Below are 22,740 nucleotides of genomic sequence, written 5' to 3'. Positions count from 1 at the left end.
AGGCCGCGTTTCCTCTTCAAGCGAGTCTTCGATGAAAAGCCAACCCGATGCCGCCAGCCGTGTGGCGGCCGAGGTCGTCACGCAGTTACCCGTGCCCTCGCGGCTCGGCATGCTGCGTTTCGAAAGGCTCAACGAAGCCAGCTGGACCATGCTCTACCTCGACCCGGCCTGCGAGCGCCAGTTCGGCCTGCACGCCGGCGACCTGTGCGCCCTGGTAGACGCACCCTATGCCAGCCTGATGGAACCCGAGGCCCGCTACCGGCTGCACGACGAGATCCAGCTGCAACTGGCCCAGCGCGGCTACTACCGCGTGCGCTACACCTTGCACACGCCAACTGCATCGCTACGCCTGCTGGAAGCTGGGGAAGCTTACAAGCAGCACAACCGCCACCTGTTGCGCGGTTACCTGAGCGTGCTCGACGACCTGGCTGAAGATACTGGCGAAGCCGGTGCCAGCGACCTGGAATCGCGCAACAACCGCCTGCAACTGGCCCTGCAACTGAACCAGCGCGCGCAGCAGGAACAACTCGAGCATCTGGACCGGGTACGTGGCCAACAGGACCTGATCCTGCGCCTGGCCCGCCAGCGCTACAGCGCCGGGAACTCGCTGCGGGAAGCCGCCCAGCTGATTACCCAGAGCGCCTGCGAGATCTACAAGGTGGACTGCGCCAGCATCTGGCACCTGGAAGACCAGCGTCTGGAGCCGATAATCGCCTGGTACCGGGACGCGCAAGAGCACCGCCAGCCCGAAGCAATCGATGCCAGCCACTTCCCCGATTATCTCGACGCGCTGCACGCCAGCCGCGCCATCGACGCCCACAATGCCGGCCACGACCCACGCACCCGCGCCCTGGCGCAAAGTATGTACCCGGAAAACAAGGCCATGCTCGATGCCAGCATCCGTGTCGATGGCCAGGTAGTCGGCGTGCTGTGCCTGGAACAGACCGGCCAGACACGGGCCTGGCAGTCGGACGAAATCGCCTTTGCCGGCGAACTGGCCGACCAGTTCGCCCAGGTCATCACCAACCACAACCGGCGCACCGCCGCCAGCGCCCTGCACCTGTTCCAGCGTGCGGTCGAGCAGAGCGCCAACGCTTTCCTGCTGGTCAACCGCGACGGTGTGGTGGAGTACGTCAACCCCAGCTTTACCGCCATCACCCAGTACAGCACCGAGGAAGTGCAAGGCCGCCACCTGGGCGAGCTGCCGGCGCTGGAAAACCTGAGCGAGCTGCTGTTCGACTCGCCGTCGAGCCTGGCCATGGGCAACAGCTGGCAGGGCGAGTTCAAGAGCCGGCGCAAGAACCTCGAGCCCTACTGGGGCCAGCTGTCGATTTCCAAGGTATACGGCGACAACCGTGAACTTACCCACTACATCGGCATCTACGAAGACGTCACCCAGACCAAGCTGGCCCAGCAGCGCATCGAGCGCCTGGCCTACACCGACAACCTGACCAACCTGGGCAACCGCCCGGCGTTCATCCGCAGCCTGGACGAGCGCTTTGCCCGCGATGGCGAGTACTCGATGTGCCTGCTGCTGGTGGACATCGACAACTTCAAGCGCATCAACGACAGCCTCGGCCACCAGACCGGCGACAAGCTGCTGATCAGCCTGGCCCGGCGCCTGCGCAACAGCCTGCACACCGGCGGTATCCTGGCGCGCTTTGCCAGTAACGAGTTCGCCGTGCTGCTGGATGACACCAGCCTGGAAGATGGCCAGGGCGTCGCCCAGCAACTGCTGCGCACCCTCGACAAGCCGATGTTCGTCGACAACCAGCTGATCAACGTCACCGCCTCGGTGGGCCTGGCCTGCGCGCCACTGCATGGCGCCGACCCGGCCAGCCTGATGAAGAACGCCGGCCTGGCGCTGCACAAGGCCAAGGCCAACGGCAAGCACCAGGTGCAGGTGTTTACCGAAGTGCTCAATGCCGAAGCCAGCTACAAGCTGTTCGTCGAGAACAACCTGCGTCGCGCCCTGACCCAGAACGAGCTGGAGGTGTTCTACCAGCCCAAGCTGTGCCTGCGCAGCGGCCGCCTGCTGGGGCTGGAAGCACTGCTGCGCTGGAACCACCCCGAACGCGGCATGATCCGCCCGGACCAGTTCATCAGCGTGGCGGAAGAAACCGGCCTGATCATCCCCATCGGCAAATGGGTGGTGCGCCAGTCGTGCCGCATGAGCCAGCAACTGCGCGAGGCCGGCATGGGCAACCTGCATGTGGCCATCAACCTGTCGCCCAAGCAGTTCTCCGACCCGGACCTGGTGGCGTCGATCAGCACCATCCTCGAGGAAGAGGCCCTGCCCCCGCACTTGCTGGAGCTGGAGCTGACCGAAGGCCTGCTGCTGGAGGCCACCGAAGACACCCACCGCCAGCTGGATGAGCTGAAGGCACTGGGCCTGACCCTGGCCATGGACGATTTCGGCACCGGTTATTCGTCGCTGAGCTACCTGAAGAAGTTTCCGATCGACATCCTCAAGATCGACCGCAGCTTCATCAACGAGATCCCGGACAACCAGGACGACATGGAAATCACCTCGGCGGTGGTGGCCATGGCTCACAACCTCAAGCTGAAGGTGGTGGCCGAGGGTATCGAGACGCCGGAGCAGCTGGCGTTCCTGCGCCGGCACCGCTGCGACGTGGGCCAGGGCTACCTGTTCGACCGGCCGATTCCGGGGCGCGAGCTGGCTGAACGGCTGAAGCGCTATCCGCGTGGCCCGGTGGCCTGACAGCCGCGCAAACCTCGGGCACTATAGAGCCCATTCGGGCCCTATCGCCGGCAAGCCAGCTCCCACAGGGACCGCTCATATCTCAAAATCTGTGATATCCCTGTGGGAGCTGGCTTGCCGGCGATGGCCCCACCACCTATCCAACTGAATAAACACAGAGGAACGGCCATGGTCCTGCGTTCGGAAATCCTGGTGAACAAAAACGTCATGCCAACCGCGGAACAGGCCCTGCCTGGCCGCGAAACGCCAATGAGCCTGCCCGAGTTCCACTACGTGTTCAAAGACACGCCGCTGCTCGGCCCTTTCTTCGAAGGCGCCATCGACTTCGCCATCTTCGGCCTGGGTTGCTTCTGGGGCGCCGAGCGTCGCTTCTGGCAGCGTGAAGGTGTGGTCAGCACAGTGGTCGGCTACGCCGGCGGCTTCACTCCCCACCCCACCTACGAAGAAGTCTGCTCGGGACTGACCGGCCACACCGAAGTGGTGCTGGTGGTGTTCGACAAGGACAAGGTCAGCTACCGCGAGCTGCTGGCAATGTTCTGGGAGCTGCACAACCCGACCCAGGGCATGCGCCAGGGCAACGACATCGGCACCCAGTACCGCTCGGCCATCTACTGCACCAGCCCTGAACAGCTGGAACAGGCCAAGGCCAGCCGCGACGCCTTCCAGGCCGAACTGAACAAGGCCGGCTTCGGCGAGATCACCACCGAAATCGACCAGGCACCGACCGTGTACTTCGCCGAGGCCTACCACCAGCAGTATCTGGCCAAGAACCCGGACGGCTACTGCGGTATCGGCGGTACCGGCGTGTGCCTGCCACCGAGCCTGCAGGGTAACTGAAGCATGAGCACGATGACTCTGTTCCACTCGCCGTTGTCGCCTTTCGTGCGCAAGGTCATGGTGGTGTTGCACGAGACTGGCCAGCTTGAGCGCGTGCAGCTGCAGCCGGTGAACATCAGCCCGGTCAGCGGTGACCCACAGCTCAACCAGGACAACCCGATCGGCAAGATCCCGGCCCTGCGCCTGGAAGACGGCACCGTGCTGCATGACAGCCGGGTGATCTGCGAGTACCTCGACCTGCAGCACGTCGGCCTGCCGCTGCTGCCGCGCGAAGGCTCGGCGCGCTGGCGGCGCATGACACTGGTGTCGCAGGCCGATGCCATCATGGATGCGGCGGTGTCGAGCCGCTATGAGAGCTTCCTGCGCCCTGAAGACAAGCGCTGGAATGGTTGGCTGCAGGCACAGGGCGACAAGATCCGCCGTAGCCTGGCCAATCTGGAGCAGGAGCATTTGCCCGAGTTGATGTCCGGGTTCGACCTGGCAGCGATCGGCGTGGCCTGTGCGCTGGGGTATCTGGATTTGCGCCAGCCAGAGTTTGGCTGGCGTGAACACCAGCCTGGATTGGCGGCGTGGTATGCCGAGGTGGCCAAGCGGCCGTCGATGGTGGCAACAGCACCGACAGCCTGACGGGCCGCTATCGCCGGCAAGCCAGCTCCCACAGGTACTCACAGCTCTTGAATCCTGCGCTGTACCTGTGGGAGCTGGCTTGCCGGCGATTGGGCTGCAAAGCAGCCCCGCCTCACTTCGGTATCACAGGAAACAGCTGCCCGATCCTGAGGGCCAGCCACCGCCCGATCTCTCTATCCTCCCTCATGCCGCCCTCCCCACCCGGGCCCAATCCAGCCGCCGGGTCAGCACCATGAATACCCCCAGCAGGCCGAAGCACAGCAACGAGCCCATCAACAGCGCATAGTCCTCGGCACTCAGCAGCCCGTAGAGCAGCGCATACAACGCCGCCAACCCCACCGCAAAGCCCACCCCACGCCCCAGGCTGCGCAACACATGGCTCAGGTAGAAGCCGATCAGCAGCACACACGCCGAAGCTGACAGCCCATACGCCAAACCAAAGCCGATGTGCTCGGACAACGACAGCAACAGCAGGTAGAAGAACGCCAGCGCCACCCCCACCAGGATGTACTGCACCGGGTGCACGCTGAGGTTCTTCAGCACTTCGAACAGGAAGAAGCCGGCAAAGGTCAGGGCGATGAACAGCAAGGCGTACTTGATTGCCCGCTCGCTCTTCAGGTACTGGTCCACCGGGTCGACGAAGCTGACACCGAAGCTGCGCTCGCTGAAGTCCGCACACTGCCCGGCGGTGGCGCACTGGCGCAGGGCGTCTTCGAGGTTGGTGGCAAAGAACGAGGTCTGCCAGTGGGCACTGAAGCCCTGGGCGTCGATGTTGCGACGACTGGGCAGGTAGTTGCCGACGAAGCTCGGGTGCGGCCAGTTGGCGCGCAGGTCCACGGCACTGGTGCGGCCCACCGGCACCACGTGCAGCTGGCCGGTGCCTTGCAGTGCAAGATCGAAACCGTAGCTGAATTCACGCGCCTGCAGGCCGTCCAGCCCCGGCAGGCTGGCGTGCACGCCACCACGCATCCAGTCGAGCCGGGTGCCGGCTTCGAACGGCACTTTCTGCTCGCCCATGCTCAGCTCCAGGCCGTTCTCGATGCCGCGGATATCGCTGATGCCTACCACCAGGAACGGCTTGTCGAAGCGGTAGTCGTCGAAGTCCTTTTCGATACCCCAACGTTCCGGGAGCTTGAAGCGGCCACTGATACGGCCCTTGGCGTGGAACAGCCGGGCCTGGTAGATGCCACGGGCGCGCAGTTCGGTGTCCACGCCCAGGTCGGCGTGGAAGGTTTCCGGCAGGAAGTACAGGTGGCCGGCAATGGTGCTGGTTTCCTGGGTGCGCTCGCCGTCCTTTTCGATCCAGCGGCGCTGGTACTTGCGGTAGGGCACCACCAGCAGCGGGCCGCTGAGTTGCTGGTCAAAGCTGGCGCTCTGGGCGATATCGCGGAGCACATTGTCGCGCAGGGCCTGGCGTTCACCGATCAGGCCGCTGATCAGCAGTAGCGGGACGAGCAGCAGCAAGATCAATACGGCGATCATGCCGAGTTTGAAACCGAGGGTCTTGTTCATGGGGCCTCCTGTGGCAGTGGGCGCAGTGTCTGCGCCTTGCGTGGAGGCTTCGGGGAGATGGTGTGGAGATTGTGTGTTTTTCAAGGGCCCAATCGCCGGCAAGCCAGCTCCCACAGGTTATGCACATTGCCTGAGGCCTGCGAAAACCTGTGGGAGCTGGCTTGCCGGCGATTGGGCTGCGCAGCAGCCCCGGCAATGTCAGCTGATACGCCGCACCGGCAGCCACAACCTCACCCGCACCCCTCCATCGACGTTATCCACAGCCAACGCCCCGCCATGCAGCTGCATCACCTCGGCCACAAAATTAAGCCCCAACCCGGTGCTCTTGCGCCCACTCCCCGGCCGCGGCAGCGAGTAGAACCGCTCGCTCACCCGCCCAATGGCATAGGCCGGTATCGCCTGCCCCTGGTTGAACACACTCAGCGCCACCCGCTCGCCATCGCGCTCCAGGTCGAACAACAGCGCGCCTCCCTCCGGGGTGAAGTCCAACGCGTTGTCGAGCAGGTTGGCCAGCGCCTGGCGCATCAGGAATGGGTCACACAACAAGCGCAAACCAGCCGGCACCCGCTGGCGCACCTGCAAATCGGCACCTTCGATACGCGCCGCATGGGCCAACAGCAACTCGTCCACCAACGCCGCCAGCGCCACCTGCTGCTCATCCTCCAGCGCCTGCATCTGCTCGACCCGGGCCAGGTTGAGCAGGCGTTCGATCATCTGCTGCAAACGCTCGCTCTCGCGCTCGATGTTGCCGGCAAAGCGCGCCCGCTGGTCAGCCGGCATATCATCGCCCTGCAACAGCTCGGACGCACCACGAATGGCCGCCAGCGGGCTTTTCAGCTCGTGTGTCAGGGTATGCACATACCGCTCGACATAGGCCTTGCCCTCCAGTTGCGTGCGCATGCGCTCGACCGCCTGGGCCAAGTGCGCCAGTTCGCCACCCTTGTAGTGCGGCAGAGCGGCGCGCTCGCCCTCGCTGACCGCCTGGGCGTAGCGGGCCAGCCGGCGCAGCGAGCGCGCCAGCCACCACGACAACGCGGCACCGATCAGCAGGCCCAGGCCAATCAGCCCCAGGCCCAGGGTAAGCAAGCGCCGTTCGGAGCGGTCGATGTACGGTTGCAGCGAGCTGTTGGGCTTGGCCACGGTGACCACGCCGATGATCTTGCCATCGTCGATGATCGGCGCGCCCACGTGCATCACCGAAGTGCTTTCATCGTCGGGGTCGCTGCGGGTGGAGCGGGCGCCGTACTGGCCACGCAGGGTCAGGTACACGTCATTCCACTTCGAGTAGTCCTTGCCCAGGTCCTCGCCGCTGGAGTCCAGCAGCACGGTGCCCTTGGCATCGGTGACATAGATGCGGTGGCTGACCTGGTTCTTGGCCAGGCCCCAGATCTGCGCACCCGGGCTGCGCGAACCATAGGCCTTGAGCACTTCGGGCAAGCGGCTCTGGTTCAGGGTGCCGGCCTTGACGTCATCGTGCAGGATCTCGGCCAGCAGGTTGGCGGTGTCTACCAGCGTTTCTTCCGAGGACTGGCGCACCACCGGTCGGATCTGTTCGCGCACCGTGTTGAGCAGAAAGTAGCCCGCCAGCCCGACGAACAGGAAGTACACCAGGAAGATCCGGATGCCCAGGCGCATCAGGCATGGTCCGGGCTGTAGCTGTAGCCGAGGCCACGGTGGGTCTGGATCGGTTCGGCATCGCTGGCCACCTGGCGCAGCTTGGCGCGCAGGCTCTTGATATGGCTGTCGATGGTGCGCTCGTAGCCAACGTCAGAGGCCACGCCCACGGCGTCCAGCAGCTGTTCGCGGCTGAATACCCGCTGCGGTTGCTCGAGCAGGCATTGCAGCAGGCGGAATTCGTGACGGGTAAGGGGGAGTGGCTGGCCGCGGTAGGTGATCTGCATGCGCAAGGTGTCGAGCTGGAACAGCGTGGCCTCGACAGCGGGCTCGACCCTGGGGCCCATGCGCTTGAGGATCGCCCGTACCCGCGCCGCCACTTCACGCGGGCTGAAGGGTTTGACCACATAGTCGTCTGCGCCGATTTCCAGGCCTACCACCCGGTCGATTTCGCCATCGCGGGCGCTGAGGAACATTACCGGCACTTCGCTGAAGCGGCGCAGCTGGCGGCAGGTTTCGAAGCCACTGATATCGGGCAGGCCGATGTCGAGGATGACCAGGTCGGCCGGGCGCTGGCGCTGCTGGTCGAGGGCGGCGCCGCCCAGGGTTACCCATTCGGTGCTATGGCCGTCGGCCTGCAGGGCGTAGACCAGGGTGTCGGCGATGGCGGCTTCGTCTTCGACGATGAGGATGTGGGGCATGGCGTCCGGGCCTGTGCAGATATCTATGGCGACGCACTATTGTGTAGGAGCGGCCTTGTGTCGCGAAAGGGCCGCAGAGCGGCCCCGGCGATTTCTGCATCAGCGCTGAGATCGTGGGGCCGCTATGCGGCCCATCGCAGGCAAGCCAGCTCCCACAGGTACCGCGCAGCCCACAAGGTCACGCGCCATCCCTGTGGGAGCGGGCGTGCCCGCGAAGAGGCCGGCACAGGTGGCTTGCGATCAGCAGTCAGGCTTGCCAGCGGTGAACTTCTTGGCCGGGTTGACCGCCGCCTTGAACTCGCGCAAAGCCTTGGAGCCCACCAGCAACGGGTAGTTGAAGCTGCTGCGGTCCACCAGGTTGACCTCGACGGTGCGCTTCACGTCCCCCAGGCACAGCTCCAGGTCGACCACCGGGCGCTTGGAGATTTCCGGCGCATCGCCTTCCTCCTCTTCATCGGCACGGCCCTTGATCTTGCTGATGCGCGAGACCTTGTGCTCGTACACCTTGCCGTCCGAGTCCTTGGTGGCCAGGCGGAAGCGTACCCACTCGTCGCCATCACGGGTGAACAGCTCGATGTCCTTGGCCGACAGCGACGCGGTGAAGGCACCGGTATCCATCTTGGCTTTCAGGGTTTCGCCCAGTTCGGGCAGGGCTATGTTCTCGTAACGGCCATAGATTGTGGGCTCGGCGGCCATGACCGGCAGCGCCAACAACGACAGCAGGGCAAGCAGAGGTTTCACAGGCAAGCTTCCTTGAGGAGGGTCAGTGCTTAGACTGCACTGGCAGGATAGGTTCGCTGTCACAAGCCTAACCAACATAATGTGAAACATTTGTCCTCGCCGCAGGGCACTGGAAATTTGGCGTAGGCCACTGCCCTGCTTATCATTGCCAACCGTTTATCTCCCACAACAAGAGTCTCTTTATGCGTCGCCTGCTGACCGGCATCCTCACTACCACCCTGCTGCTGCTCAACACCCTGGTGTTGATCTGCCCGCTGCTGGTCTTCGCCCTGCTCAAACTGGTGCTGCCGGGGCGTGGGCGTGACTATGCCTCGTGGGCGGTGATGTGGGTGGCCGAGACCTGGTCGGAGATCGACAAGGCCATCTTTGCCCTGTGCATTCCTACCCAGTGGGATATCCGTGGCGTCGAGAACCTGCGCAAGGACACTTCGTACCTGGCCGTCAGCAACCACCAGACCTGGGTCGATATTCCGGCGCTGATCGAGAGCCTCAACCGCCGTACACCGTTCTTCAAGTTCTTCCTGAAGAAGGAGCTGATCTGGGTACCACTGCTGGGCCTGGCCTGGTGGGGGCTGGATTACCCGTTCATGAAGCGCTACAGCAAGGCCTTCCTGGAGAAGCATCCCGAGCTGAGGGGCAAGGACCTGGAGATCACCAAGGCGGCCTGCGAGCTGTTCAAGCGCCAGCCGGTGACCGTGGTGAACTACCTGGAAGGCACACGCTTCACCGAGGCCAAGCGTCAGCAGCAGCAATCGCCGTATCGCTACCTGCTCAAGCCCAAGGCTGGTGGCGTGGCGTTCGTGCTGGCGGCATTGGGCGAGCAACTGGATGCCTTGCTGGACGTGACCATCGTCTACCCCGGCAACAAGGCGCCGGGTTTCTGGGATTTGCTCAATGGCAGCATCAGCCGGGTGATTATCGACATTCGTGTGCGTGAACTGGACCCGATGCTGTGGGCAGGGGATTACGAGAATGATGCTGAGTTCAGGCAGACCGTGCAGGCCTGGGTGAACCAGTTGTGGGTGGAGAAGGACTTGCGGATCGAGCAGCTGCGGGTGGAGATGGGCTGAGATTTCCATTGCCTGACCAGGCCTCTTCGCGGGTAAACCCGCTCCCACAGGTACTGCGCAGTACTCAAGACCTGTGAGTCCCCTGTGGGAGCGGGTTTACCCGCGAAGAGGCCGGAACAGGCATTACAGAATCCGATTAAAAACCTGGCTAATAATCAGCATTAGGATTACTTCTTTGTCACACCCCACCTAAGTGGATAAAAATCGACCAAAGCACAACTACAAAAAAGCTCTGGATCGAACGATGGCCAACACACCCAGCTCCACCCCCGTCCAGCTCCGCCGTGTCCTCGGCCTGCCCGCCCTGGTGTTCTTCGGCCTGGTGTACATGGTCCCGCTGACCATCTTCACCACTTACGGCATCGTCACCGAACTTACTGGTGGCCGCACGGCCGGCGCCTATATCGTCACCTTGGTGGCCATGCTGTTCACCGCCACCTCCTACAGCTTCATGGTCAAACGCTTCCCGGTCGCGGGCTCGGCGTACTCCTACACCAACATGGCCTTCGGCCCGAACGTTGGCTTCCTGGCCGGCTGGTCGCTGCTGCTCGACTACCTGTTCCTGCCGATGATCAACTACCTGCTGATCGGTCTGTTCCTCAACATCGCCTTCCCGGCCATCCCCGCATGGTCGATCGCGCTGGCCTCTATCGCCCTGGTCACGCTGCTCAACGTGGTCGGCATTCACTCTGTGGCCAAGACCAGCAACCTGATCGTCGGGGCGCAGATCGTCTTCATCGTGGTGTTCGTCGCCCTGTCCTGCCAGTCCCTGACCGGCCAGCCGCTCGACCTGCTTTCGCCACTGCTGGGCGACGGTTCGCAGCCGGGCTTCGGCGCGCTGATGGCTGGTGCGGCGGTGCTGTGCCTGTCGTTCCTCGGCTTTGACGCTGTCTCGACCTTGGCCGAAGAATGCCGCGATGCCCGCCGCGATGTGCCACGGGCAATCATCCTCACCACCCTGTTCGCCGGCGTGCTGTTCACCGTGCTGGCCTATGTCAGCCAACTGGTACTGCCGGGCACTACCTTTGCCAATGCCGATGCGGCGGCCAACGAGGTGATGTTCAAGGCGGGCGGGCAGTTCCTGGCCAACTTCTTCACTGCGGCCTATGTGGCTGGCAGCCTGGGCTCGGCGCTGGCCTCGCAGGCGGCGGTGTCGCGCATTCTGTTCACCATGGGCCGTGACAAGGTGCTGCCGCAGCGAACGTTCGGCTACCTGTCACCGCGCTTTGGCACGCCAGTGTTCGCCATTCTGCTGGTTTCGGCGTTCTCGTTGCTGGCGTTGGTAATCGACCTGGCGACCCTTGCGTCGCTGATCAGCTTTGGTGCGCTGGTGGCATTTTCGGCGGTGAACCTGGCGGTGGTGAAGACCCACCTGGTGGACGATGCCAGCCAGCGTAGCGTCAAAGGGCTGCTGTGTTATGGCGCGGTGCCGCTGGTGGGGTTGGGGTTGACCTTGTGGCTGTGGACCAGCCTGTCAGCGCTTACCTTGGTGATTGGCCTGTGCTGGTTTGCGCTGGGTCTTGCGTACCTGGCAGTACTGACCGCCGGCTTCCGCCGCCCGGTGCGGCTGGTGGACTTTACCGAAGCGACCTGATCTGCTGACCCGACGCAAATCTGCTTTTTTGTGGGAGCGGCCTTGCGTCGCGAAAGGGCCGCAAAGCGGCCCCAGCAATCTCTGCAGTTATGCCGAAACCCTGGGGCCGCTTCGCGCCCCTTTCGCGACGCAAGGCCGCTCCCACAACAGGTACAGCGTCGGCCTTCAACGCTGTGATACTGGCGAAATCCTCAGACCGAAGGCCCGGTCAACGGAGCAGGAGTGGTCCACAAACTCCCCAGGTTCTGCAACAGCGACCCGGCAATCCCCTGCTGCCCCAGGTATTGCAGCAGCAACGGCGCAAACTGCCCGATCATCCCGGTATCCATGCCCAGCGCCTTGAACGCATTGTCCAGGTCGCTGCGGTTTTCCACATTGTTGCCCAGCGCATTGCTCAAGGCCGACTGGCTCTCGCTGTTCTTGCCCAGCAGCTCACCCAGGCCACTCAAGCCACCCAGTGCATTGGCCCCGGCAAGCAGGTCCAGTCCCGGCACGGCCTTGGTCAGCTGGCCGTAGTCGTCGGAGCTCAGGTTGTTGCGCGCAAGCCCCAGCATGGCCCCTGCCCCGCCCACGGCTTGCTCTGGGGTGATATTCAATTGGCTGCCCAAGGTATTGAGCAGGTTTGCCTGCGCCTCGGGTGCCTGCACCTGACCTTGCTGGCTCTGATTCTGGTTCTGCATGGCCGACACGGCGTTGGCGGCGTCGCTGAGGTTGAAGGCGAACACCGGGCTTGCGGCCAGGGTCATCAGGGTTGCCAGGGTGAATGCTTTCATCGGGAGGGACCTCGTGGGCCGGGATGGCCTGGGAAACGCGAGTTTTGACTGGGATTTCGCAGCTTTGTTCCGACCCGACTGTCGACCACTTTTGCTGCCCGCCTCAGTGCTTTCGACCTGTTAAAACTGCCAGTTGTGATGGGTTTACAGACCGCGCAAAGTGCCGACACAGCAATCAACACTCAGGTCACCATCATGAGTACCCCTTCCACCAGCAGGAACAAACACGCTCTGGCATCGCGGCAGAGCCTGCATTTCTATAAAAATGATCATTTGGCAACAGAAATAGCCACCCAAGGCAATCGTCACGTGTTATGGGCAAATGACGTGGCGCTGGCTCAACTTGATCAGTCGCAATCAGCAGAGATGCTACGAGTTGACCTTGCTAATTCAGTCCTGGGACTGGCATCTGGATCAATGGCGTACTCACCCTATGGATACCTGCCCATGGAAAAAATGCTAGCGTTGCTTGGGTTCAACGGGCAGTGGTGTGACCCGATTACTGAAGGTTACCCTCTGGGTGCAGGACGTCGAACATACAGCACTGAACGCATGCGTTTCCACAGTGATGACCCGACGAGCCCATTCGGGAAAGGTGGGCCGCACCCATCTGCTTACTGTGAAGGAGATCCAATTAATCGGCATGACCCTACCGGCGAATTCTTCCAGTTTTTAGTACCGCTCGCCAGAAGATTTGCGTCAGCCGTAGGCAGAAGTCTCGTAACAGCTAGGAATTTCAACATCAATGGAATGACTGGAAACACTGCAGCCATGGGCCCCAAGTCGCTCAAAACGCTTAATTTCATCAAAATCTTGGCCGGGCAACAGAAAACCAATGGGGCTATCCCCGTGAAGCCCCGGTCGCAATTACTTGCGCAAGCATCTCAACAAAACGTTAAAAACACTGCGACTTCTGCTCTAGTATCCGCTCCTGCCTCACTCTCAAAAACGCAAGATCCAATCTCGGCGCCCATCAAAGTTCCTCAACAGGAACAGGTGTTCAATAGACCCGGATATGGCAGAAGAGACAGCTCAAACTTTGCTGCAAAAACCACATTTTTTGCCCTTGCGTTCCTTGGTGGTGGCGCGGCTGCCCTGTATTTTGGGCTTAAGGCAATCAGAAAAAACTAGGCCCAATCGCTGATTTGGGCCTTGCCGAAGCAGGTTCACAGGTTCTCCATTCAGCCCATAAAAAAAGCCCCTCATATCGAGGGGCTCTTTGTTACATCACGCGATCAAGCCGCGCCCCACATCTTGTGCGGGTCGATGACGAACTTCTTCGGCACACCTGCATCGAACTCGCCATAACCTTCCGGCGCCTGATCCAGGTTGATCACCTGTACACCAACCACTTCAGCGATGTTGATTCGATCCCACATGATTGCCTGCATCAGCTGGCGGTTGTACTTCATGGTCGGGGTCTGGCCGGTGTGGAAGCTGTGCGACTTGGCCCAGCCCAGGCCGAAGCGAATGCTCAGCGCGCCGATCTTGGCGGCAGCATCCACCGCACCCGGGTCTTCGGTCACGTACAGGCCCGGGATACCGATGTTGCCGGCAACGCGGGTAACCTGCATCAGCGAGTTCAGGACGGTGGCCGGCGCTTCATGCTTGGCACCTTCGTGACCATGGCCGCGGGCTTCGAAGCCGACGGCGTCAACGGCGCAGTCCACTTCCGGCTCGCCGAGGATATCGACGATCTGCTCGTGCAGCGGGGTGTCCTTGGACAGGTCGACCACTTCAAAGCCTTGGGACTTGGCGTGAGCCAGACGGGCCGGGTTGAGGTCGCCGACGATGACGCAGGCAGCGCCCAGCAGGCGTGCCGAGGCAGCGGCAGCCAGACCGACCGGGCCGGCGCCAGCAACGTAGACGGTGCTGCCTGGGCCTACACCGGCAGTCACGGCACCGTGGTAGCCGGTCGGTAGGATGTCGGACAGGCAGGTCAGGTCACGGATCTTTTCCATGGCCTTGTCGCGCTCGGGCAGTTTCAGCAGGTTGAAGTCGGCGTACGGCACCAGCACGTACTCGGCCTGGCCGCCGGTCCAGTCGCCCATGTCGACGTAACCGTAGGCACCGCCAGCGCGGGCAGGGTTGACGGTGAGGCAGACACCGGTGTGCATTTCCTTGCAGGAGCGGCAGCGGCCACAGGCGACGTTGAATGGCACCGAGACCAGGTCGCCAATCTGCATGCGCTCGACGTCACGGCCCTTCTCGACGATTTCACCAGTGATTTCGTGGCCCAGGACCAGGCCGACCTGGGCAGTGGTGCGGCCGCGGACCATGTGCTGGTCGGAGCCGCAGATGTTGGTGGAGACCACCTTCAGGATCACGCCGTGCTCGATCTTCTTGCCGCGCGGGTCCTGCATTTTCGGGTAGTCGATCTTCTGCACCTCGACCTTGCCGGCGCCGAGATATACCACTCCACGATTGCCAGACATGCTCTTACCTCGCTTGATTTTTATTTATGCAGCGGTGGTTGAACGCGCCGCCATCCGTGGGCGGCATGTGTTACTGGAATGCAGGGAATTGTGGGCCTGATACGGCCGGATGCACTGACTGGGAGCGACAGGGAGATGCCTTTTAGCGGCAGGGTTGTCGTTGGAGGATATGGGGGAACGGATGGGGTGAGCTGTGCCGGCCTCTTCGCGGCTAAAGCCGCTCCCACAGGGTTCAGCGCAAGGCTCAAGGCCACCGCAGTGCCTGTGGGAGCGGCTTTAGCCGCGAAGAGACCGGTACTGGTTATTACAGAACTACGGTCCGGTTGGCGTTGAGGAACACCCGTCGCTCGATGTGATACCCCACCGCTCGCGCCAAGGTCAGGCACTCGATGTCGCGCCCTTTGGCAATCAGGTCTTCGGGGTAATGGCTGTGGTCGACCACCTCCACGCCCTGGGCGATGATCGGGCCTTCGTCCAGGTCGTTGTTGATGTAGTGCGCCGTAGCGCCAACCATCTTCACGCCCTTGTTGTACGCCTGGTGGTAAGGCTTGGCGCCTTTGAACCCTGGCAGCAACGAGTGGTGAATGTTGATCGCCCAGCCATCCAGGCGCCGGCACAGCTCTGGCGACAGTACCTGCATGTAGCGCGCAAGAATCACCAGCTCGGCGCCGGTTTCCTCGATCACCTGAAGTACCTTGCGCTCTTGCCCAGGCTTGTCCTTGGGGTCGAGGGCAAAGTGGTAGTAAGGGATCTTGTGCCAGTGCGCCAGGGGTTCGAGATCGGGGTGGTTGGACACCACCGCGACCACGTCCATGGCCAGCTGACCGATACGCTGGCGATACAGCAGGTCGTTAAGGCAGTGGTCGGCCTTGGACACCATGATCACCACCTTGGGGCGGTGATTCGGTGCGGTCAGCTCGAAGGTCATGCCGAACGCCTCGCTGCGCTCGGCAAGGCCAGCGCGGAAGCCGGCTTCATCGAAATCGTCCGGCTGGCGGAACTCCACGCGAATGAAGAAACGCCCCGACTGCCGGTCATCGAAGGAGTGGTGCTCCGTCACGTAGCAGCGCTGCTCGAAGAGGTAACGCGTCACCACGTCGACGGTGCCGAGCATGCTCGGGCAGTCGGCGGTGAGAATCCAGGTATCCGGTGCCCGACTCATGCTCTGTTCTCCTTAAGCCTCGATGCTCAGGCCGTACTCGGCCGAAGCGTCCTGCAGCCACAGCCACCAGTAGTCGGCGAAGCTGCGGCGAATAACCAGTTCCCAGGTGTCTTCGGCGGTGCGGCGGATCACCAGTTGCGACTTGGCGAACACGGTGCCGACTGCCTTGCCCACCGGGAAGTTGTTCGGGTGAACATCATAGCTGGTGGACTTCATCAGCACTTCGCGCACGTTCGGGCCGCGCAGTTCCAGCAGGCTCTGCCCGCCACTGACGTTGACTACCTGAATGTGCTGGCCTTCGAGGGCTGCGCGCAGTTTCTGCTCGACCGCCAGTTCCTGGCCGCCAGGCACGATCAGCAGCCACTCGTCGGGGCCGACCCATTGCAGCGACATTTCGTTGTTGGCGACCACGGTCAGGGCCACTGGCAGCTCCAGGCCCAGGGCCTTGTGCACGCCGGCGGCGAATTCCGGGTTGTGGCCGTCGCCACGGATGGTCAGGTGGCCGAGGAACTTGCGTTCACGCAGGGTCACGCCTGCGTTCTTGCGGCCTTTGCCAACCAGGCTGGCCAGGTCGGCGTGGTGCAGTGGCGACTGGGCCTTGGCCTCGGCGCCGGGGTTTTGCTGGAAGACGTTGATAGCGCTCATTTCTTACCTGCCTTGAATTCTGTTGATCGCGAAGACCTGAGGTAGAACCTGTAGTCACAGACTGAGGAGACCCAGTGTGGGAGCGGGTTTACCCGCGAAGAGGGCGGTGAATCCACCATCGCATTCGCGGGTGAACCCGCTCCCACAGAGGTCGCATTCCAATCAGAGCTACCGGTGAAGCCTCAAACGTTCTGCCGCTCACCCTTCGGATCGAAGAACACCGAAGACACGATCTCCGCCTCGATCACGCTGCCATCCGCCTGCGGCGAGTAGACGCGCTCGCCCATGCGCTTGAGGCCGCCTTTGACCACACCCATGGCGAACGAGTAGCCCAGGGAGTTGGACGCGTAGCTGGAGGTGACGTGGCCAACCATATCCATCGGGATCGGCTGTTTCGGGTCGAACACCAGCTGGGCGCCTTCCGGCAGCCACTGGTTCGGGTCGACCGGCTTCAGGCCTACCAGTTGCTTGCGGTTGTCGCGCAGGCAGTCTTCGCGGTTCATGCCACGCAGGCCGATCCACGAGAACGGCTTGTTACGGCCCACGCACCAGCTCATGTTCAGGTCGTCCGGGTTCATCGAGCCATCGGTGTCCTGGCCAACGATGATGAAGCCCTTCTCGGCACGCAGTACGTGCATGGTCTCGGTACCGTACGGGGTCAGGTTGTACTTCTTGCCTGCCTCGATGATCTGTTCCAGCACGCCCATGGCGTAGTTGGCCTGCACGTTGACTTCGTACGACAGCTCGCCGGTGAACGAGATACGGAACACCCGGGCCGGTACGCCGCCGACGTTGCCTTCCTTCCAGGTCATGAACGGGAAGGCTTCCTTGTCCATGTCGATGTCGGTCAGCTCGCTCAGCAGCTTGCGGCTGTTGGGGCCGGACAGGGTCATGGTGGCCCAGTGGTCGGTGACCGAGGTGAAGTACACCTTCAGTTCCGGCCATTCGGTCTGGTGGTACAGCTCCATCCACTGCAGCACGCGGGCGGCGCCGCCAGTGGTGGTGGTCATGATGAAGTGGTTGTCGCCGACGCAGGCGGTCACGCCGTCGTCGAAGACCATGCCGTCTTCCTTGCACATCAGGCCATAGCGGGCCTTGCCCACATCGAGCTTGGTCCAGGCGTTGGTGTAGATGCGGTTGAGGAACTCACGCGCATCCGGGCCCTGGATGTCGATCTTGCCCAGGGTCGAGGCGTCCAGCAGGCCCACGCTGTCGCGCACGGCCTTGCATTCACGGGTCACGGCGGCGTGGATGTCTTCACCGGCTTTCGGGAAGTACCATGGGCGCTTCCACTGGCCGACGTCTTCGAACTCGGCGCCATTCTTCACGTGCCAGGCATGCAGGGCGGTGAAGCGTACGGGCTCGAACAGGTGGCCACAGTGACGGCCCGCTACTGCACCGAAGGTAACCGGCGTGTAGTTGGGGCGGAACATGGTGGTGCCCATTTCCGGGATGGTAATGCCGATCGAACGGGCGGCGATGGCCAGGCCGTTGATGTTGCCCAGTTTGCCCTGGTCGGTACCGAAGCCCAGCGCGGTGTAGCGTTTCACGTGCTCGACCGACTCGAAGCCTTCGCGGGTGGCCAGTTCGATGGCGGCCGCGGTGACGTCGTTCTGCTGGTCGACGAACTGCTTGGGTGCACGGGCAGTGCCCTTGTCGTGCGGCACCTGGAACAGCGCCACGGTGGCCTCTTCCTTGCGCGCAACGGTTTTCGGCAGGCTGCCAACGGTGGCCTTGAAGCCCGCTTCGGTGGCTGCGCGAACGCCGCCTTCGAAGCCATCGGCGATCACGTCGCCCAGAGCGTAGACGCCGTTGATGCCACCCACGCATTCGCGTTTCTGCGGGGCATCGCCCGGCACGAAGCCGAGGATGTCTTCACGCCATACCGGGCGACCGCCCAGGTGCGAAGCCAGGTGCACGATCGGGCTGTAGCCGCCGGAGGTGGCGATCAGGTCGCACTCGAGGGTTTCGCCAGGGCTGGTGACCTTGTGTGCCTGCACATCGATGGCGGCCACGCGGGCGCCGGTGACGTGCTTGCTGCCCTTGGCCTCGATCACGGCGCTGGAGGTGAGGATGCGGATGCCTTTGGCACGTGCTTCTTCAACCAGCGAGCCACGTGGGTTGTGGCGGGCATCGGCAATGGCGACCACTTGCAGGCCGGCGTCGTGCCAGTCCAGCGCGGCGCGGTAGGCGTGGTCGTTGTTGGTCGACAGCACCAGCTTGCGGCCCGGGGCCACGCCGTAGCGGCGTACGTAGGTGGACACGGCACCGGCCAGCATGTTGCCCGGCAGGTCGTTGTTGCCGTACACCAGCGGGCGCTCGTGGGCACCGGCAGCCAGCACCACGCGCTTGGCGCGGACGCGGTGCACGCGGTGGCGTACCTGGCCGATCGGCGCGCGATCGCCGAGGTGGTCGGTGAGGCGCTCGTGGATGGTCAGGAAGTTATGGTCGTGGTAGCCGTTGACCGTGGCACGTGGCAGCAGGGTCACTTCCGGCAGGCTTTCCAGCTCTTTGACCACGGCGCTGACCCAATCGGCAGCAGGCTTGCCGTCGAGGGTTTCGCGGGTGTCGAGCAGGCTGCCGCCGAACTCTTCCTGCTCGTCAGCCAGGATCACGCGGGCACCGCTGCGGCCAGCGGCCAGGGCAGCGGCCAGGCCGGCAGGGCCGGCGCCGACGATCAGCACGTCGCAGTGCTGGTTCATGTAGTCGTAGCTGTCCGGGTCGTTCTGCAGCGGCGCGCGGCCAAGGCCTGCGGCTTTGCGGATGTACTTCTCGTAAGTCATCCAGAACGATTTCGGGTACATGAAGGTTTTGTAGTAGAAGCCCGGCGGCATCATGCTGCCGCCAACTTTGCCCAGGATGCCCATGACGTCGTTGTTGACGTTCGGCCAGCCGTTGGTGCTGGTAGCTACAAGACCTGCGTACAGCGCCTGCTGGGTGGCACGCACGTTGGGGATCTGGGTGGCTTCGCTGGAGCCGATCTGCAGGATGGCGTTCGGCTCTTCGGTACCAGCGGCGATGATGCCGCGTGGGCGCGAATACTTGAAGCTGCGGCCGACGATGTCGACGCCGTTGGCCAGCAATGCGGCGGCCAGGCTGTCACCGGCATAACCCTGGTAGGTCTTGCCGTTGAAGCTGAAGTTCAGGACCTTGCTGCGGTCGATACGGCCGCCGCTGGCGAGGCGATAGGTCTGGCTCATACTTTTTCCCCTTGGCCTTTGACGGTCGACGCGGCGCTGTTCTGCTTGCCGCTGGCGGTCACTTGCGGCTTCTCGCCAATCTTGTAGGTTTCCAGAATTTCGTAGGTCACGGTGTCGCGGGTGACGTTGAAGTACTGGCGGCAGCCGGCAACGTGGTCCCACAGTTCGTGGTGAATACCGCGTGGGTTGTCACGGTAGAACATGTAGGTACCCCATTCCTCGTCGGAGCAGGCGTTAGGGTCCAGCGGGCGGGCGATGTGCGCCTGGCCAGAGGCGTGGAACTCTTCTTCGGAGCGCAGCTCGCCGCAGTGGGGACAGAAAATATGCAACATGACGGTGTCTCCGGTTAGTGGGCGACGGCGGCGGCGCCGTGTTCGTCGATCAGTGCGCCGTTGTAGAAACGGTCCATGGAGAACGGCGCGGCCAGTGGGTGCATTTCGCCCTTGGCCAGGCTCGCGGCGAAGACGTTGCCCGAACCCGGGGTCGCCTTGAAGCCGCCAGTACCCCAACCGCAGTTGAAGAACATGTTCTTGACCGGGGTCTTGGTGATGATCGGGCAAGCGTCCGGCGAGGTATCGACGATGCCGCCCCACTGGCGGTTCATGCGCACGCGCGAGAGGTTGGGGAACATCTCGACGATGGCCTGCAGGGTGTGCTCGATCACCGGGTACGAACCGCGCTGGCCGTAGCCGACCCAGCCGTCGATACCGGCACCGATCACCAGGTCGCCCTTGTCGGACTGGCTGATGTAGCCGTGCACGGCGTTGGACATGATCACGCTGTCGATGATCGGCTTGATCGGCTCGGATACCAGTGCTTGCAGCGGGTGCGATTCCAGCGGCAGGCGGAAGCCGGCCAGCTTGGCCATGTGCCCGGAGTTACCGGCGGTGACCACGCCGACGCGCTTGGCGCCGATGAAGCCTTTGTTGGTTTCCACACCGATGACCGCGCCGTTTTCCTTGCGGAAGCCGATCACTTCGGTCTGCTGGATCAGGTCCACGCCCAGGGCGTCGGCGGCACGGGCGAAGCCCCAGGCCACGGCGTCGTGACGGGCCACGCCGCCACGGCGCTGCACGGTGGCACCAAGGATCGGGTAGCGGGTGTTCTTCGAGCAGTCCAGGTACGGGATCTCGGCCGCGACCTGGGCGGTGTTGAGCAGCTCGCCATCCACGCCGTTCAGGCGGTTGGCGCTGACCCGGCGCTCGGAGTCACGCATGTCCTGCAGGGTGTGGCACAGGTTGTACACACCGCGCTGGGAGAACATCACGTTGTAGTTGAGGTCCTGGGACAGGCCCTCCCACAGCTTCATGGCGTGCTCGTACAGGTGCGCCGACTCGTCCCACAGGTAGTTGGAACGCACGATGGTGGTGTTACGGGCGGTGTTGCCACCGCCCAGGTAACCCTTCTCGATCACGGCAACGTTGGTGATGCCGTGTTCCTTGGCCAGGTAGTAGGCCGTGGCCAGGCCATGGCCGCCACCGCCGACGATAACCACGTCGTAGACCTTTTTAGGGGTTGGCGTGCGCCACATGCGCTGCCAGTTCTCGTGGTGGCTGAGGGAGTGCTTGAAAAGGCCGAAGCCCGAGTAACGTTGCATGGTGTGTGACTCCACTCAGCGGTAAACAGGGAAATCTGCGCACAGGGCCGCGACGTTCTTCGCCACATCGGCTTCGACGTCTGCGTCACCGAGGTTGTCGAGGATGTCGCAGATCCAGCCGGCCAGGGCCACGCACTGAGCGACCTTGAAGCCGCGGGTGGTGACGGCCGGGGTGCCGATACGCAGGCCCGAGGTGACGAATGGCGACTGCGGGTCATTCGGCACGGCGTTCTTGTTGACGGTGATGTGCGCGCGGCCCAGGGCGGCGTCGGCATCTTTGCCGGTGAGGCCCTGGCGGATCAGGCTGACCAGGAACAGGTGGTTGTCGGTGCCACCGGAAACCACGTCGTAGCCGCGGTCGATGAACACCTGGGCCATGGCCTGGGCGTTTTCGATCACTTGTTGCTGGTAGGCCTTGAATTCAGGCTCCAGCGCTTCCTTGAAGCACACGGCCTTGGCGGCGATAACGTGCATCAGCGGGCCGCCCTGGGCGCCAGGGAACACCGCGGCGTTCAGTTTCTTCTCGATCTCTTCGTTCGACTTGGCCAGGATCAGGCCGCCACGCGGGCCGCGCAGGGTCTTGTGGGTGGTGGTGGTAACCACATCGGCGAACGGGATCGGGTTCGGGTACAGGCCAGCGGCAACCAGGCCGGCTACGTGGGCCATGTCGACGAACAGCAGCGCACCGACCTTGTCGGCGATGGCGCGGAAGCGTGGGAAGTCGAGGGTCTTGGAGTAGGCCGAGAAGCCGGCAACGATCATTTTCGGCTTGTGCTCGACAGCCAGGCGCTCGACTTCGTCGTAGTCGATCAGGCCGGTGTTGGTGTCGATGCCGTATTGCACAGCGTTGTACAGCTTGCCCGAGGACGACACCTTGGCGCCGTGGGTCAGGTGGCCGCCGTGGGCCAGGCTCATGCCGAGGATGGTGTCACCAGCCTGCAGCAGGGCCAGGTAGACGGCACCGTTGGCCGAGGAGCCGGAGTGCGGCTGGACGTTGGCGTAGTCGGCACCGAACAGCTGCTTGGCGCGCTCGATGGCCAGGGCTTCTACCTTGTCCACGTGCTCGCAGCCACCGTAGTAGCGCTTGCCCGGGTAGCCTTCGGCGTACTTGTTGGTCAGGCCGCTGCCTTGGGCCTGCATCACGCGCTTGGAGGTGTAGTTTTCCGAAGCGATCAGCTCGATGTGGTCTTCCTGGCGCTGTTCTTCGGCATTCATCGCCGCCAGCAGTGCATCGTCGTAACCCTGAATCTGGTCTTGCTTGCTGAACATCGTGTATCTCCCGGCAGCGATCATTTTTTGTCGTGGGGCACTGTGGCCCTTTGTGGCGATGTTATGACTGGCCGGGGCGGGTCAGATGCCTGCGCACGCCTTGCAATGGCGCGTTTACGACATTCGCTTTTGTGTTGACCGTGCCGGCCCTTTCGCGGGTGAACCCGCTCCCACAGGTACGGCGGTGCCTCAATGCTTGCAATCTCCCTGTGGGAGCGGCTTTAGCCGCGAAGAGGCCAGT

The 22,740-nt window shown here is 63.0% G+C and carries 18 protein-coding genes; 6 read left to right on the top strand and 12 right to left on the bottom strand.

The annotated features are described in order from the left end of the window. The first annotated feature begins 31 nt into the window (after positions 1–31). From ABX298_RS12315 to ABX298_RS12305, 3 genes are all read left to right on the top strand, one after another. On the top strand, positions 32–2,722 hold the full coding sequence (locus ABX298_RS12315) for a putative bifunctional diguanylate cyclase/phosphodiesterase (protein ID WP_367394441.1): 2,691 nt from the start codon (positions 32–34) through the stop codon (positions 2,720–2,722). Positions 2,723–2,890: 168 nt separating this feature from the next. Then, positions 2,891–3,559 (top strand): peptide-methionine (S)-S-oxide reductase MsrA, encoded by a 669-nt coding sequence (gene msrA, locus ABX298_RS12310; RefSeq protein ID WP_085664115.1) that lies wholly within the window; start codon positions 2,891–2,893, stop codon positions 3,557–3,559. Between the two features lie 3 nt (positions 3,560–3,562). Next, positions 3,563–4,186, top strand: coding sequence for a glutathione S-transferase (locus ABX298_RS12305; RefSeq protein ID WP_367394440.1), 624 nt, complete (start codon positions 3,563–3,565; stop codon positions 4,184–4,186). 183 nt (positions 4,187–4,369) lie between these two features. On the opposite strand, the gene creD is transcribed toward ABX298_RS12305, so the two are convergent. From creD to ABX298_RS12285, 4 genes are all read right to left on the bottom strand, one after another. Continuing rightward, the gene (gene creD, locus ABX298_RS12300) at positions 4,370–5,698 is read right to left on the bottom strand and encodes a cell envelope integrity protein CreD (protein WP_286100877.1); all 1,329 of its coding nucleotides are present in this window, start codon (positions 5,696–5,698) and stop codon (positions 4,370–4,372) included. A gap of 198 nt (positions 5,699–5,896) precedes the next feature. Continuing rightward, a complete protein-coding gene (gene creC / locus ABX298_RS12295; RefSeq protein WP_013970529.1) occupies positions 5,897–7,333 on the bottom strand; it encodes a two-component system sensor histidine kinase CreC in 1,437 nt (478 codons plus the stop codon). Continuing rightward, positions 7,333–8,013 (bottom strand): two-component system response regulator CreB, encoded by a 681-nt coding sequence (gene creB / locus ABX298_RS12290; protein WP_317409836.1) that lies wholly within the window; start codon positions 8,011–8,013, stop codon positions 7,333–7,335. The genes creC and creB overlap by 1 nt, the downstream gene beginning before the upstream one ends. A gap of 240 nt (positions 8,014–8,253) precedes the next feature. Continuing rightward, the gene (locus tag ABX298_RS12285) at positions 8,254–8,754 is read right to left on the bottom strand and encodes an ATP-dependent zinc protease (protein WP_003257529.1); all 501 of its coding nucleotides are present in this window, start codon (positions 8,752–8,754) and stop codon (positions 8,254–8,256) included. A gap of 182 nt (positions 8,755–8,936) precedes the next feature. Between ABX298_RS12285 and ABX298_RS12280 the strand changes: the two genes are divergently transcribed. After that, on the top strand, positions 8,937–9,824 hold the full coding sequence (locus tag ABX298_RS12280) for an acyltransferase (protein WP_367394439.1): 888 nt from the start codon (positions 8,937–8,939) through the stop codon (positions 9,822–9,824). 244 nt (positions 9,825–10,068) lie between these two features. Further along, positions 10,069–11,418 (top strand): APC family permease, encoded by a 1,350-nt coding sequence (locus ABX298_RS12275; protein WP_367394438.1) that lies wholly within the window; start codon positions 10,069–10,071, stop codon positions 11,416–11,418. A gap of 191 nt (positions 11,419–11,609) precedes the next feature. Here ABX298_RS12275 and ABX298_RS12270 read toward each other — a convergent pair whose 3' ends face one another. Next, positions 11,610–12,191, bottom strand: coding sequence for a DUF2780 domain-containing protein (locus ABX298_RS12270; protein ID WP_075044365.1), 582 nt, complete (start codon positions 12,189–12,191; stop codon positions 11,610–11,612). Positions 12,192–12,386: 195 nt separating this feature from the next. Between ABX298_RS12270 and ABX298_RS12265 the strand changes: the two genes are divergently transcribed. Then, entirely contained in the window at positions 12,387–13,322 is a 936-nt protein-coding gene (locus ABX298_RS12265) for an RHS repeat-associated core domain-containing protein (RefSeq protein ID WP_367394437.1), read from the top strand. A 104-nt stretch (positions 13,323–13,426) separates the two neighbouring features. Here ABX298_RS12265 and fdhA read toward each other — a convergent pair whose 3' ends face one another. The 7 genes from fdhA to ABX298_RS12230 form a co-directional block, all read right to left on the bottom strand. Then, positions 13,427–14,626, bottom strand: coding sequence for a formaldehyde dehydrogenase, glutathione-independent (fdhA, locus tag ABX298_RS12260; protein ID WP_003255673.1), 1,200 nt, complete (start codon positions 14,624–14,626; stop codon positions 13,427–13,429). A 304-nt stretch (positions 14,627–14,930) separates the two neighbouring features. After that, complete coding sequence (purU, locus tag ABX298_RS12255; RefSeq protein WP_075044363.1) at positions 14,931–15,788, bottom strand: formyltetrahydrofolate deformylase; 858 nt, start codon at positions 15,786–15,788, stop codon at positions 14,931–14,933. A gap of 12 nt (positions 15,789–15,800) precedes the next feature. Then, entirely contained in the window at positions 15,801–16,433 is a 633-nt protein-coding gene (locus ABX298_RS12250; protein WP_025337396.1) for a sarcosine oxidase subunit gamma, read from the bottom strand. 182 nt (positions 16,434–16,615) lie between these two features. Then, entirely contained in the window at positions 16,616–19,633 is a 3,018-nt protein-coding gene (locus ABX298_RS12245; protein WP_075044362.1) for a sarcosine oxidase subunit alpha, read from the bottom strand. After that, complete coding sequence (locus tag ABX298_RS12240; protein ID WP_013970519.1) at positions 19,630–19,965, bottom strand: sarcosine oxidase subunit delta; 336 nt, start codon at positions 19,963–19,965, stop codon at positions 19,630–19,632. The genes ABX298_RS12245 and ABX298_RS12240 overlap by 4 nt, the downstream gene beginning before the upstream one ends. A gap of 14 nt (positions 19,966–19,979) precedes the next feature. Beyond that, positions 19,980–21,230 carry a sarcosine oxidase subunit beta family protein gene (locus ABX298_RS12235; RefSeq protein ID WP_003255680.1) on the bottom strand — a complete coding sequence of 417 codons (1,251 nt, stop codon included), beginning with the start codon at positions 21,228–21,230 and terminating at the stop codon, positions 19,980–19,982. A 15-nt stretch (positions 21,231–21,245) separates the two neighbouring features. Continuing rightward, positions 21,246–22,499 carry a serine hydroxymethyltransferase gene (locus ABX298_RS12230; protein ID WP_025337394.1) on the bottom strand — a complete coding sequence of 418 codons (1,254 nt, stop codon included), beginning with the start codon at positions 22,497–22,499 and terminating at the stop codon, positions 21,246–21,248. Positions 22,500–22,740 lie beyond the last annotated feature (241 nt).

This window comes from Pseudomonas sp. X4, assembly GCF_040784925.1.
Lineage (GTDB): Bacteria > Pseudomonadota > Gammaproteobacteria > Pseudomonadales > Pseudomonadaceae > Aquipseudomonas > Aquipseudomonas putida_Z.
Note: the sequence above shows the minus strand (reverse complement) of the source record. Positions and strands in the feature narration are given on the sequence as shown.